Genomic DNA, 13222 nt, shown 5'->3' on the forward strand with positions numbered 1-13222 from the left:
GGTCAGCTCCCTCGGTACGTGGAGTAGGCGAACGGGCTCAGCAGCAGCGGAACGTGGTGGTGCTGGGCCGGATCGGCGATGCGGAAGGTGATCTGCACCTGCGGGTAGAAGGTGTCGGTACCGGTGCGGGCGAAGTACTCCCCGGTGTCGAAGGTGAGTCGGTAATCGCCCGCGTCCAGCCGGTCCGGCCCGAGGTCGCGGGCCCGGCCGTCGTCATCGGTGGCGGCACGGCCGAGCTCGGCGGACCCGTCCGCGGTCTCCAGCCGCACCGCGATGCCCGCGGCCGGCCTGCCGACAGCCGCGTCCAGCACGTGCGTGGTCACTGCACTCATCGTTGGATCAGCCTCGCCACTCTCAGTCGTGCGATCTCGCGGAGTTCCCCGGCGACGACGCGCAGTTCGTCGGCCGGGTCGTTGTCCAGGCGCGCGTGCAGGATCTCCAGCAGCTCGGCCCCGCTGCGCCCGCTGGCGCAGACCAGGTAGACGTGCCCGAACCGCTGCTCGTAGGCCGCGTTGCCGCGGTGCAGCCGCTCGGCGAGGTCCGCGTCGGCGGAGTCCACGCCGGACTGCTCGCTGCGCGACCAGGTGGCCTCGGTGCCGGACCCCTCCGGGCGGCTGCCGATCCGCGGGTGCGCGGCCAGGGCTTGGTGGATCTCCTGCTCGGTGAGCTCGGGCGCCGCGGCGTCCGCGGCGCGCTGCACCGCGTCCGCGTCGGGGAACGGGGCGGCCGCGGCGATGTCCTCGGCCCAGCGGGGGATGTCCAGGCACGAGCGCAGCTGTGCCAGGAGCTCCGCGCGGGGCAGCGCGTTCAGCCCGCCGGGGCCTGCTGCGGTATCGGATGGCGGTGTCGGCATAGCGGTCCAAACACGGGATCTCCGGGTGACGCAGGCCGTTCTGCGCTGAGCGCGGCGGCGGTGGCGCTGGTCACGAGCTTGTGGTTCGGGAGAAGCTACGGGCGAGCGCCGCAAGGTGTCAACAGTTTGTTGAAGTATCGGGTCAGCGGGCCTGCGCCGCCACTCGCGGAGGTAACGGGCCGGGCGCGGGACCGCGTGCCGGGCGGACCGGTCAGTCGTCCGCGCCGCTGTCCCGGTTGAGGTAGTTGTAGACCGTGAACCGGCTGACGCCGAGCGCCTTGGCCACCGACTCCACCGATTTGCGCAGCGTGAACGCCCCGCGCTCCTCCAGCAGGCGCACCGCGCGCTGCTTGTCCGGGCGGGACAGGTCGGGCAACTGCGCGCCGAGCTCGTCCTCCACCTGGACGATCATCCGGTCCAGGGCGCTCGTCAGCTCTTCACCCGGCAGCCGGACGGCGACCGCGGGGACACCGTCCCAATACAGCAGCACATCTCCGGCCGCGCGTTCCGCGAGCGGCACGGTCGTACCGCCGGTGCGGGCGAGCAGCGGGGCGATCGCGGTGGCGAGCGGGTGCACACCGCGAGCCTAACGCGCCGGTCCGCCTCCCCCGGACGCGAACGTCGCGCGAGCGGTTTTAGCCCTGCGGTCGCTCCACGGTCACCTGCAGGGTGATCCGGTCCGCGTCGGTGCTGAGCACCTCGTCCAGCAGCTGGGACAGCGCGGGCAGCAGCACCTCGCGACTGCCGGTGACCGAGGTGCCCAGCGGTCCGAAATCCGGTTCGAGCCCGGAGCGCAGCAGCAGATCGCGCGCGGCCACCGCGTGCGCGGGCGGCTCGCCTTCCCCTTCGAACGGCTCCGTGGTGAACTCGGCGCGCAGGATCATCGTCGGCCTCCCGAGGATGCGACTGGGTGTGGCGCAAACCTAAACGTACGGGCGCCGCGCGGCGGTCGGCGGTGCGGGCGGGGCGCGTTGACCGGTGCCACCGCGGTGGCTAGGTTCCGCGAGACATCCCGCGAACCGCCACAGGGGGGCCGGTGCATCCCGACCGCTTCGACGTCAACCTCTCCGTCCTGTTCACCGAGCTCCCGGTCGAGCGGCGACCGGCGGCGGCCCGCGCAGCCGGGTTCGACGCGGTCGAGTCCTGGTGGCCGTTCGACCGCCCGGTGCCCGGGGATGCGGAGGTGGACCGGTTCGTGCGGTCGATCACCGACGCCGGGGTATCCCTGGTGGTGCTGAACTTCTACGCCGGGGACATGCCCGCGGGCGAGCGCGGAGTGCTGTCCGACCCGGCCCGCGCCCGGGAGTTCACCGACAACGCCGACGTGGTCGCCGGTATCGGCGAGCGACTCGGCTGCCGGCTCTTCAACGCGCTGCACGGCACCCGCACCGGCGGCACCCCGGAGCAGCAGGACGAGCTCGCGGTGCGGTCGCTGCGGTACGCGGCCGAGGCCGTCGGTCGGATCGGCGGGCAGGTGCTTCTGGAGCCGCTCAGCGGTGTGCCCGGGTATCCGCTGCGCACCGCGGCCGAGGCGATGGCGCTCGTCGAGCGGGTGCGCGCCACCGGGCTGGACGGCCGGTTGGGCCTGCTCTTCGACCTGTACCACCTGGTCGTCAACGAGGACGATCCCCGCGCTGCGCTGCAGCGCTGGTCCGCGGACATCGGTCACGTGCAGATCGCCGACGCGCCCGGCAGGCACGAGCCGGGAACCGGCGGCATCGACTTCGCGGAGTTCTTCGCGCAGCTGGACGCGGTGGGGTATCCGGGCCGGATCGGCCTGGAGTACCTGCCGACGGGCGCGAGCGCGGACGGTTTCGGCTGGCTGCAGCACGTGCCGGCAGGTGGTCGCGCGCGATGAGCGGCATCGGAGGCATCGGGCTCGCCCGCGCGGTGCTGCGCGGGGGCATGCGGCTGCACGGCCGCGACTAGACGTGGCGGCCCCGCCCGCGGGGTCGCCGGTACGGCGCGGCCGCCCGCGAGGCGGACCGCGCGCACTACTTCGGGAGTTCACATTGGCTGGTCCTGTCCTGATCGCGCCGGACAAGTTCAAGGGGTCGCTGACCGCGCCCGGTGTCGTCGAGGCGGTCGCCGCCGGCATCCGGCGTGAGCGGCCGGACGTGGAGATCCGCGAGGTCCCGGTCGCCGATGGTGGTGACGGGACCGTGCAGGCGGCGGTGGCGGGCGGTTTCCGGCGGCTGCCGGTGCAGGCGACCGGTCCGGTCGGCGATCCGGTCGACGCGTGGATCGCCGTCCGGGAGCGCACCGCGGTGGTGGAGCTCGCCGCGGTGTCGGGTCTGGTGCTGCTCGACTTCGACGAACCGGCGCCGCTGGCCGCCTCCAGCGAGGGCACCGGTGAAGCGATTCGCGCGGCGCTGGACGCGGGGGCGCGCACCGTGGTGCTCGGCATCGGCGGCAGCGCGTGCACCGACGGCGGCGCCGGGATGCTGACCGTGCTCGGCGCCCGGGTGCTGGACGCCGCGGGCAATCCGGTTCCACCGGGCGGCGGTCCGCTGGTGAACGCGGCCGAACTGGACCTGTCCGGGCTGGATCCGCGGCTGGCCGACACCGAGGTGGTCTTGGCGTCCGATGTGGACAATCCGCTGCTGGGCGAGCGCGGTGCAGCGCGGGTGTACGGCCCGCAGAAGGGTGCCGATGCCGACCAGGTCGAGCGGCTGGAGGCCGCGCTGACCGCGTGGGAAGGCGCGGTGCGCGCGGCGACCGGCCGGGACGTGGCGGCCGAGCCGGGCGCGGGTGCCGCCGGCGGGGTCGGCTTCGCGGTGCTCGCCGCCCTCGGCGGCCGGATGCGCCCGGGGGCCGAGGTCGTGCTGGAGATCGCCGGGTTCGAGGAGCAGCTGGCCGGCGCGGGACTCGTGGTGACCGGCGAGGGCTCGCTGGACGAGCAGACGCTGCACGGCAAAGGGCCGGCCGCGGTGGCCGGGCGCGCGGCGGCGGCGTCGGTGCCCGCCGTGGCGGTGGCGGGACGCAACCTGCTGTCCGCGGAACGCGCCGAGCAGGCCGGGCTGCGGGCGGTGTACGCGCTGTCCGATGTGGAGCCCGACGCGGACCGCTGCATGCGCGAGGCGGGCGCGCTGCTGACCGGACTCGGCGAACAGCTGGCCCGCGACTGGCTCTGACCTGCACCGCCGCTGCGCAGCCGAGAGCGACACTCACAACGACGACACACCGCGGTGCGGCGGCTTTGTGCGGCCGCATCGGGCGATGTGCCGGGATCGTCGCGTGTGCTCACCGAAGCGGGCCGGTCGGCCGCGAACACACCCGAGTTGGAAACCGTTCCCACTGCGCGGTCGAGGGTGCGTGTCCGACCGGTGCACCTTCCCGGTCGAGCGAGCCCTGTCCCGCCGAAGCCCGATGAACCGCTCGCCGAGACCGGCGGTCCCGGCGGCCACTGACCGTCTCCGGCACGTCGAGCTCCCGGCGCTCTCGCTGCGCCGGGAGCTCGTGCGTGTCCGGCTGCGCGACCGGGTCGAAACGGGTGCGGGGTTGACCTCCGAGGACATTGCATCAACACTTTGTTGAATCCGATTCCGAGGAGGTCCGCACCGTGGTCGAGCCGTTCGACGTCGTTTTCCGCGCCCAGCGGATGATCACCCCGGAAGGCTCCGGGTCCGGAGCGGTCGCCGTGCGCGACGGGCGGATCGCCGCCGTCGAGCCGGTCGGGGCCGAGCTCACCGCGGCCCGCGAAGTGCACCTCGCCGCTGACGAAGTTCTCTTGCCCGGCCTGGTCGACACCCACGTGCACGTCAACGACCCGGGCCGGTCCGAATGGGAAGGCTTCGACACGGCCACTCGGGCCGCCGCCGCGGGCGGGATCACCACCATCCTGGACATGCCGCTCAACAGCCTGCCGCCCACCGTCGACCCGGAGTCGCTGCAGGTCAAGCGGGAGGTCGCGGCGCCGAAGGCGCACGTGGACGTCGGTTTCTGGGGCGGAGCCGTACCGGAGAACCTCGGCGGGCTGGGCACGCTGCACGACGCCGGGGTGTTCGGGTTCAAGAGCTTCCTACTGCACTCCGGCGTCGACGAGTTCCCCCCGCTGAGCAGCTCCGAGCTGCTGTCCGCGATGCGCGAGGTCGCGGATCTCGACGCGCTGCTCATCCTGCACGCCGAGGACGCGGAGACCGTCGACTCCGCCCCCGGAGCCGGTGGCGGGAAGTACGCCGACTTCCTCGTATCCCGACCGCGTGATGCCGAAAACCTGGCCATCGCACAGGTTCTGGAGCTCTCCCGGCAGACCGGGGCCCGGGTGCACATCCTGCACCTGTCCTCCTCGGACGCGCTGCGGATGATCGCCGCCGCGCGCGCCGACGGCGTCCGGGTCACCGTCGAGACCTGCCCGCACTACCTGTGCTTCACCGCCGAGGAGATCCCGGACGGTGCCACCGAGTTCAAGTGCTGCCCGCCGATCCGCGAGGCGGCCAATCGCGAACTGCTCTGGCAGGCGCTCGCCGACGGCACGATCGACTGCGTGGTCAGCGACCACTCGCCGTGCACCCCCGAGCTCAAGCGGCGGGACACCGGGGACTTCGGCGAGGCGTGGGGCGGTGTGTCCGGTCTCCAGCTCGGGCTCAGCGCGGTGTGGACCCAGGCGCGGTTGCGCGGTTACGACCTCGCCGACGTGCTGCGCTGGATGGCGCGCCGCCCCGCCGAGCTGACCGGGCTGCGGGACAAGGGCGCCATCGAACCGGGCAAGCACGCCGATCTCTGCGTGTTCGCGCCGGACGAGGCGTTCGTCGTCGACGCGGGCGACCTGCGGCACCGCAATCCGGTGTCGGCCTACCACCAGCGGACCCTGTCCGGCGTGGTGCGGCAGACCTGGCTGCGCGGGACCCGGATCGACGCCGATGGTGCGCCGGGCGGTCGGTTGCTCGACCGCGGTTGAACCCCGCATAGCCCCGGTGACCTGCACTCCCGTAGTCTGAGCAGCTGTGCTCGTCATTGCGCTGGACACCTCGACCCCGGCGGTCACGGCCGGACTGGTCGCACTTCGCGACGGCGGGCCACGCGCGCTCGCCGAGCGCGCCGTGCTGAACCCGCGGGCGCACGGTGAGCTGCTCGTCCCGCTGCTGCGCGAGGCCGCCGCCGAGGCCGGGCACCGCCTGGCGGATGCGGACGCGATCGTGGTGGGCGCCGGTCCCGGACCGTTCACCGGGCTGCGGGTGGGCATGGCCACCGCGGCGGCGCTCGGTCAAGCGTTGGACGTCCCGGTGCACCCGGTGTGCGGGCTGGACGCGGTGGCGCTGCGCGTCCCGGCTGGGGAATCGCTGCTCGTGGCCGCCGACGCCCGGCGCAAGGAGGTCTACTGGGCCGCCTACGACGCCGAACGCAACCGGGTGGACGGCCCGCACGTGGACCGGGCCGCGGACGTGCCGACCGAGGGAGTGCACCAGGTCGCCGGGGAGATGGCCGGCGAGCTCGGTCTGGAGCCGGTCGAGCCGCGTTTCCCCGATGCGGCCGGTCTGGTGGCGGCCGCGCGCACCTCGCTCGACGCGGCGCCGCACCCGCTGGTCCCGGTGTACCTGCGCAGGCCGGATGCGGCCGAACCCGCGGCCCGCAAGTCCGTGCTGGTGCGGGGAGAGCGATGAGCGGCGCCGAGCCGGCGTTCCGCGTGCTCAAGCTGCGCCGCCGGGATGTGACCCGCTGCGCCGAGCTGGAGCGGCTGATCTTCCCCGGTGACGACCCGTGGTCGCGGGAGGCGTTCGTCTCCGAGATCGACCAGGGCCACTACTACCTGGGCGCCTACGGACCGGACGAGGCGTTGCTGGGCTATGCCGGGCTCGCGGTGAACCGCGGCGCGCACCCGGAGGCCGAGGTGCACACCATCGGCGTCGATCCGGACCACCAGGGCTTGGGCATCGGCACCGCGCTGCTGCGCGCGCTGCTGGCCCGGGCGGATGAGCGGCGGGCCACCACGTTCCTGGAAGTGCGCACCGACAACGAATCGGCCATCGCCCTGTACCGGGCGCACGGTTTCGAGGTCGTCGGGCTGCGCAAGCGCTACTACCAGCCGTCCGGGGCGGATGCGCACACGATGCGCCGCACCGCCCGGACCGCGGATGCGGAGGAGGTCCGATGACCGCGGACCGCGTGGTTCTCGGGATCGAGAGCTCGTGCGATGAGACCGGCGCGGGGCTGGTCCGGCTGGGCGCCGACGGCTCGGTTCAGCTGCTGGCCGATGCGGTGGCCTCCAGCGTCGACCAGCACGCCCGCTACGGCGGGGTGGTGCCGGAGATCGCCAGCCGCGCGCACCTGGAGGCGATGGCGCCCACCGTGCAGCGGGCGCTGGACGAATCCGGCCTCCGGCTATCCGATGTGGACGCCGTGGCGGTCACCGCGGGCCCGGGACTGGCCGGTGCGCTGCTGGTCGGGGTGTCCGCGGCGAAGGGCTACGCGGCGGCGCTGGGCGTCCCGCTCTACGGCGTGAACCACCTCGCCGGGCACATCGCGGTGGACACCCTGCAGCACGGCGCCCTCCCGGAGCGCAGCCTGGCGCTGCTCGTCTCCGGCGGGCACACCCAGCTCCTGCTCGTCGACGACGTGGCCGGCCGGATCACCGAGGTCGGTTCCACGATCGACGACGCGGCGGGCGAGGCGTACGACAAGGTCGCCCGCATCCTGGACCTGCCCTACCCCGGCGGACCGCCCATCGACGCGCAGGCCGCCCTCGGCGACCCCGAGGCGATCGACTTCCCGCGCGGGCTCACCGGTCCCCGCGACGCCGCGTACGACTTCTCGTTCTCCGGGCTCAAGACCGCGGTGGCGCGCTGGGTGGAGACCGAGCAGCAGGCAGGCCGCGAGATCTCGGTGCCCGACGTGTGCGCCTCGTTCCAGGAAGCGGTCGCCGATGTGCTCACCCGCAAAGCGGTGCGCGCGGCGCAGGACCACGATGTGCGCACCCTGGTGATCTCCGGTGGAGTGGCCGCCAATGCGCGGCTCGCTGCGCTGGCCCGGGAGCGCTGCGCCGCGGCCGGAATCCTGCTCCGGGTGCCGAAACCGCGGCTGTGCACGGACAACGGGGCGATGATCGCGGCACTGGGCGCGCACGTGCTGGCGTCCGGCACCGAGCCCTCGCCGCTGGACATGGCCACCGACCCGGGTCTGCCGGTGACGTCGGTGTCCGTCACGGATGGTGCCGCCACCAGAACGCCTTGACCACCGCCAGGGCTTCGCGCCGCGCGCCGCGCGCGGCGACCCGCCGCAGTCCGGCCGCTCTCGCGTCGTGCCCGACACCCCACGTCTCCATCCCGGTGCGGCGGCACAGCGCCACCGCGCGGCGCAGGTGGAACCCGGTGGTCACCACGGTGACCTCGCGCAGCCCCAGGTCCTCGGCGGCATGCCGGCACGAGCACCAGGTGTCCACACCGGACTCATCGAGCAGCACCAGCTCCGCGGGCACGCCCCGGGACACGAGGTGGTCGCGCATCACGACCGGCTCGCTGTGCCCCCGTGAACGGGGACTGCCGCTGACCACGATGCGCCGGACCTTTCCGGACTCCAGCAGGTCCTGCGCGACCTCCAGCCGTCCGCGCAGGATCAGGCTCGGCGTGCCGTCCCGGCGCACGCCCGCGCCGAGCACCAGCGCGGTTCCGGTCGCGGGCACGTTCCGGGTGGTGCGGATCCGCCCGGCGCTGCGCAGCAGCAGCCAGCAGTAGGGCAGTGCCACCAAGGCACCGGTTCCCAGGGCAGCCAGGACGGGCCGTCGCACGCGCACGGGGCCAAGTGTGCCGGGTGACCGAGGGTCGCGCGAGGACCGGGTCGGCTCAGACCCGGTGCAACGCGGGATCCCCGTCGGCCACGGCGAACGACGCGCCCGTGCGCACCGGGGCGCCGGGCGTGCTGACGTGCGGCAGTTCCCGGTGGTCGGCGCGCACCTGCTCGGCGGTGAACTCGGCGCGCACGTAGCCGCGCCGGTTCGCGTAGTACTTCAGGTGCGGGTTGTGGTCGAGGACCTCCGCGTTCGGGTCCGAGTCGCCGTCGCCGCCGCTGGAGATCGAGCTGGTGACCAGTTCGGTCGCCACCCGCGGCGAGTCGGTGTCCTCGTGCGCGGCGTGCACCTCGCCGGCCCAGTGCCGGTGCACGTCCCCGGTGAGCACCACGCCGTTGCGGGTGCCGCCGAGGCCGCGCGCGATCCGGTCCCGGTTGGCGACGTAGGCCGCCCAGGAGTCGGTGCTGAACTCGACGGAGTCGTCCGTATCGGTGTCCAGCCGGGAGAAGAACACCTGCTGGCCGAGCACGTCCCAGCGCGCCGAACTGCTGCCGAGCCCCCGGAGCAGCCAGCGCTCCTGCTCGGTGCCGAGCAGGGTGCGGTCGGGGTCGAGCCGTTCCGGGCAGTCGGCCTCGCCCTCGTCACCGCACGGTTGGTCGTCCCGGTACTGCCGGGTGTCCAGCATGTGCAGGTTGATCAGCGAGCCCCAGCGCAACCTGCGGTACAGCCGCATGTCGGCCCCGCGCGGGCGGGATGCGGCGCGCAGCGGCATGTTCTCGTAGTAGGCGCGGAACGCAGCCGCCCGCCGCTGCAGGAAGTCCTCCTCGGGTTCCTCCGGTGTCCCGCGTGCCCAGTTGTTGTCCACTTCGTGGTCGTCGAAGACCACCATCCACGGGGCCGTGGCATGCGCGAGCTGCAGATCCGGGTCGGTGCGGTACTGCGCGTACCGCTGCCGGTAGCCGGCCAGCGTGCGCGTCTCCGGTCCCAGGACCTCGCGGACGTCGCCGGCCTCGGCGGCGTACTCGTACTGGTAGTCGCCGAGGTGCAGGACCAGCTGTGGTTCCTCCTCGGCCAGGTGCCGGTACGCGGTGAAGTGGCCTTCGCCGTAGTGCGAGCACGAGGCGAAGCACAGCGCCAGCTCGGCGGCGGAGCCGGGATGCGGCGCGGTCCGCGTGCGGCCGGCGGGAGACAGCGCCGAAGCGGTGCGGAAGCGGTAGAAGTACTCGTGCCCCGGGCGCAGGCCGGTCGTCTCGACGTGCACGCTGTGCCCGAACTCCGGGGCCGCGGTCGTCGTCCCGCGCTGCACGACGCGGGTGAACCGCTCATCGGCGGCGACCTCCCACTCGACCGGGACCGGCCGCGCCGGCATGCCACCGGAGCCGTCCTCAGCGGTGGGTTCCGGCGCGAGCCGCGTCCACAGCACCATCCCGTCCGGCAGCGGGTCCCCGGACGCGACGCCGAGGGTGAACGGGTCGGCCGCCCCCGCCCCCGCCGTCGCGGCGCCCGGGGCCGGCTGCGCGCACGCGGGCAGGGATCCGCCCAGCGCGGCGCCCGCTACCGCGGCACCGCCGAGCAGCACCGACCGCCGGGACAGCGCCTGCTGCCGGGGGCCGTTCCGCAGGGATCCGGTGCGCAGGGGCTCGGTACGTCCGGTCCCGGACGTGTTCGCCATCGGGTCCTCCTCCACGATCGTCCGCAGCCGAGCGTGGATCGATGACCGCCGCGCGGCTACCTGCGAAAGTGGATGATCGCATGAATTCCCGGCGAAATCCGGGTTTTCGGTTCGCCGGAGCGGATGGCGGCCGGGCGCCGGAGGACCGGGGCGCACGACCGGGTCCGGTGGTTCACCGGGATCGGGGGCACGGGCGGTTTTCCGCGGGTGCGGCGCGGACCGCGTTACTTCGGCCGCCAGCCGGAACGGGTCGGCGGGGCCTTCGGTCCCGGCGGCCGAGCAGGTCGGGGGCGTCGCTCCCAGGGCCTGTTCTTGGGCTTGGAAAGGGCTGGCATGGCGCTGAACCTAGGGCACCGAGCTGGGCGCCCGTAAAGTCCGCCGAGAGTTTGGTGACATATCCCGCATGGGGATCTACCAGCGACGATCACGATGCGTTGATCGTCGGTGACGACTCCGCAGGTAGTGCGCCCAGGGCGCGATCACCGGCGGCCGCGACACGGTGCGCCTCGGCCGGTGCGCGCTCGGTGACACCGCGCCGCCGGAGTGTCCGGTGTGGATCGCAGCGCCCGGTCGCGGTGGATCAGTCCCCCGTTCCGGTGGTTCCGGTGCCCGCTCCGACCGGCCGGTTGTTGAGCGTTGGCACTCGCATGAGTAGAGTGCTAGGCGAACGGTGCCGTTGCACCCCGGCACCCGCGACGGCGGGGAGTCACGGGGCCGTCATTTTCCAGCCAACGCTTCGAAGGCCCCAGAAGGTGGAGGTCACACCGTGGCGAGCATTAAGCCGCTTGAGGACAAGATCGTGGTCCAGGCCAGCGAGGCCGAAACGACCACTGCGTCCGGCATCGTTATCCCGGACACCGCCAAGGAGAAGCCCCAGGAGGGCAAGGTCCTGGCCGTCGGCCCGGGTCGCGTGGACGAGAAGGGCAACCGGGTGCCGGTTGACGTGAACGAGGGTGACGTCGTCATCTACTCGAAGTACGGCGGCACCGAGGTCAAGTACAACGGCGAGGAGTACCTGATCCTCTCCGCCCGCGACGTGCTGGCCGTCGTCAACTGACGTCCGCTGCGCGCGAGCAACACCGCCCCGGCGGTCCCGGCCGCGGGACCTCCGGGGCGGTCGCATGTCGGGGCCCGCTGCCCCGAACCGATCAGGATGTGATGAAGGGCTGTTGAAACATGGCTAAGCAGATCACCTTCGACGAGCAGTCGCGCCGGGCTCTGGAGAGCGGTGTCGACCAGCTCGCCGACGCCGTGAAGGTCACGCTCGGGCCCCGTGGCCGGCACGTCGTGCTGGACAAGCAGTTCGGCGGACCGCAGGTCACCAACGACGGCGTGACCATCGCCCGGGAGATCGAGCTCGACGACCCGTTCGAGAACCTCGGTGCCCAGCTCGCCAAGAGCGTCGCCACCAAGACCAACGACGTGGCGGGCGACGGCACCACGACCGCGACCGTGCTGGCGCAGTCCCTGGTCCGCGAGGGCCTGCGGAACCTGGCCGCCGGTGCGAACCCGGCCTCGCTCAACGTCGGCCTGCAGCAGGCCGCCGACGCGGTCGTGGAGAAGCTCAAGGAGAAGGCCACCCCGGTCCAGGGCCGGGACAACATCGCCCAGATCGCCACCGTCTCGTCCCGCGACGAGGTCATCGGCGGCCTGGTCGGCGAGGCGATGGAGAAGGTCGGCGACGACGGTGTGATCAGCATCGAGGAGTCCTCCTCGCTGGCCACCGAGCTCGACGTCACCGAGGGCGTGCAGTTCGACAAGGGCTTTATCTCCCCGCACTTCGTCACCGACGCGGAGCGTCAGGAGGCCGTCCTGGAGGACGCGCAGGTCCTGCTGCACAAGGAGAAGATCTCCAACGTCCAGGAGCTGCTGCCGCTGCTGGAGAAGATCGCCCAGAACAGCAAGCCGGTGCTGATCATCGCGGAGGACGTCGAGGGCGAGGCGCTGTCCACCCTGGCCGTCAACGCGGTGCGCAAGACGCTGAAGGTCGTCGCGGTCAAGGCACCGTACTTCGGTGACCGGCGCACGGCGTTCATGGACGACCTGGCCGCGGTCACCGGCGCGCAGGTCATCGCTCCCGAGGTCGGGCTCAAGCTGTCCGAGGTCGGCCCGGAGGTGCTCGGCGGTGTCCGCCGCGCCACGGTCACCAAGGACGCGACCACGCTGGTCGACGGCCGGGGTGCGAGCAGCGACGTGCAGGCCCGCACCGAGCAGATCCGCAAGGAGATCGAGGCCAGCGACTCCGACTGGGACCGCGAGAAGCTGCAGGAGCGCTTGGCCAAGCTGGCCGGCGGCGTCGCGGTGATCAAGGTCGGTGCCGCCACCGAGACCGAGCTCAAGGAGCGCAAGTCCCGCATCGAGGACGCCGTGGCGGCGGCCAAGGCCGCGGCCGAGGAGGGCAGCGTGCCCGGCGGCGGGTCCAGCCTGATCCACGCGGCCAAGGTGCTGGAGGGCGACCTCGGGCTCACCGGTGACGAGGCGACCGGTGTGCAGCTGGTCCGCCGCGCGCTGACCGCCCCGCTGCACTGGATCGCCAACAACGCGGGCGAGGAGGGCGCCGTCGTGGTGTCCAAGGTCCGCGACCTCGACTGGGGCCACGGCTACAACGCCGCCACCGAGGAGTACGGCGACCTGATCAAGCCGGGCATCGTGGACCCGCTCAAGGTCACCCGCTCCGCGGTGTCCAACGCGGCCTCCATCGCGCGGATGGTGCTCACCACGGAGAGCTCCGTGGTGGACAAGCCGGAGGAGGAGCAGGACGACGACTCCGGCCACGGCCACGGGCACGGTCACTGACCGTCCGCACCGGACTCGCCGCGGTCCGGCCCAGGCGGGCCGGCGCGGGCGAACCACAACCGGATACCCGCGACCGACGGTCGTGAATCCAGAAATCGGGGCGGCACCCAATGCGGGTGCCGCCCCGATTTCCTGCTGACGCCCGGTGGCGAATGACGCCCCTCGTAGCCATTCGACC

At 72.9% G+C, this 13222-nt stretch carries 14 protein-coding genes; 8 read left to right on the plus strand and 6 right to left on the minus strand.

Going from position 1 to position 13222, the window contains the following annotated elements; all coding sequences use genetic code 11:
• Positions 1-2 precede the first annotated feature (2 nt).
• The 4 genes from uraH to IQ251_RS11395 all read right to left on the minus strand — a co-directional run bounded on the left by uraH (position 3) and on the right by IQ251_RS11395 (position 1737).
• Positions 3-332 (minus strand): hydroxyisourate hydrolase, encoded by a 330-nt coding sequence (uraH, locus tag IQ251_RS11380; protein WP_193928484.1) that lies wholly within the window; start codon positions 330-332, stop codon positions 3-5.
• Positions 329-853: a 2-oxo-4-hydroxy-4-carboxy-5-ureidoimidazoline decarboxylase gene (gene uraD / locus IQ251_RS11385; RefSeq protein ID WP_193928485.1), complete on the minus strand. Its 525-nt coding sequence runs from the start codon at positions 851-853 to the stop codon at positions 329-331. The genes uraH and uraD overlap by 4 nt, the downstream gene beginning before the upstream one ends.
• A 211-nt stretch (positions 854-1064) precedes the next feature.
• Entirely contained in the window at positions 1065-1430 is a 366-nt protein-coding gene (locus IQ251_RS11390; RefSeq protein WP_193928486.1) for a helix-turn-helix domain-containing protein, read from the minus strand.
• A 58-nt stretch (positions 1431-1488) separates the two neighbouring features.
• Positions 1489-1737 carry a hypothetical protein gene (locus IQ251_RS11395; RefSeq protein ID WP_193928487.1) on the minus strand — a complete coding sequence of 83 codons (249 nt, stop codon included), beginning with the start codon at positions 1735-1737 and terminating at the stop codon, positions 1489-1491.
• A gap of 152 nt (positions 1738-1889) precedes the next feature.
• Between IQ251_RS11395 and IQ251_RS11400 the strand changes: the two genes are divergently transcribed.
• From IQ251_RS11400 to tsaD, 6 genes are all read left to right on the plus strand, one after another.
• A complete protein-coding gene (locus tag IQ251_RS11400) occupies positions 1890-2711 on the plus strand; it encodes a hydroxypyruvate isomerase family protein (RefSeq protein WP_193928488.1) in 822 nt (273 codons plus the stop codon).
• Between the two features lie 154 nt (positions 2712-2865).
• Complete coding sequence (locus IQ251_RS11405; protein WP_193928489.1) at positions 2866-3987, plus strand: glycerate kinase; 1122 nt, start codon at positions 2866-2868, stop codon at positions 3985-3987.
• A gap of 428 nt (positions 3988-4415) precedes the next feature.
• Positions 4416-5753, plus strand: a complete 1338-nt coding sequence (gene allB / locus IQ251_RS11410; protein ID WP_193928490.1) for an allantoinase AllB — start codon at positions 4416-4418, stop codon at positions 5751-5753.
• 46 nt (positions 5754-5799) lie between these two features.
• Positions 5800-6456 (plus strand): tRNA (adenosine(37)-N6)-threonylcarbamoyltransferase complex dimerization subunit type 1 TsaB, encoded by a 657-nt coding sequence (gene tsaB, locus IQ251_RS11415; protein WP_193928491.1) that lies wholly within the window; start codon positions 5800-5802, stop codon positions 6454-6456.
• Positions 6453-6947, plus strand: a complete 495-nt coding sequence (rimI, locus tag IQ251_RS11420; protein WP_193928492.1) for a ribosomal protein S18-alanine N-acetyltransferase — start codon at positions 6453-6455, stop codon at positions 6945-6947. The genes tsaB and rimI overlap by 4 nt, the downstream gene beginning before the upstream one ends.
• Entirely contained in the window at positions 6944-8023 is a 1080-nt protein-coding gene (tsaD, locus tag IQ251_RS11425) for a tRNA (adenosine(37)-N6)-threonylcarbamoyltransferase complex transferase subunit TsaD (protein ID WP_193928493.1), read from the plus strand. Before rimI ends, tsaD begins: the two co-directional genes overlap by 4 nt.
• Here the strand turns inward: tsaD and IQ251_RS11430 are convergent.
• Entirely contained in the window at positions 7992-8582 is a 591-nt protein-coding gene (locus tag IQ251_RS11430) for a SanA/YdcF family protein (protein WP_370591331.1), read from the minus strand. The genes tsaD and IQ251_RS11430 overlap by 32 nt on opposite strands.
• Before the next feature lie 49 nt (positions 8583-8631).
• Positions 8632-10248 carry an alkaline phosphatase D family protein gene (locus IQ251_RS11435; RefSeq protein WP_193928494.1) on the minus strand — a complete coding sequence of 539 codons (1617 nt, stop codon included), beginning with the start codon at positions 10246-10248 and terminating at the stop codon, positions 8632-8634.
• 766 nt (positions 10249-11014) lie between these two features.
• Here IQ251_RS11435 and groES point away from each other — a divergent pair.
• Both groES and groL read left to right on the plus strand, forming a co-directional pair.
• Positions 11015-11305, plus strand: coding sequence for a co-chaperone GroES (gene groES, locus IQ251_RS11440; RefSeq protein WP_193928495.1), 291 nt, complete (start codon positions 11015-11017; stop codon positions 11303-11305).
• 119 nt (positions 11306-11424) lie between these two features.
• On the plus strand, positions 11425-13044 hold the full coding sequence (gene groL / locus IQ251_RS11445) for a chaperonin GroEL (RefSeq protein ID WP_193928496.1): 1620 nt from the start codon (positions 11425-11427) through the stop codon (positions 13042-13044).
• Positions 13045-13222: the final 178 nt, after the last annotated feature.

The organism is Saccharopolyspora montiporae (genome assembly GCF_015209505.1).
GTDB classification, from domain to species: domain Bacteria; phylum Actinomycetota; class Actinomycetes; order Mycobacteriales; family Pseudonocardiaceae; genus Saccharopolyspora; species Saccharopolyspora montiporae.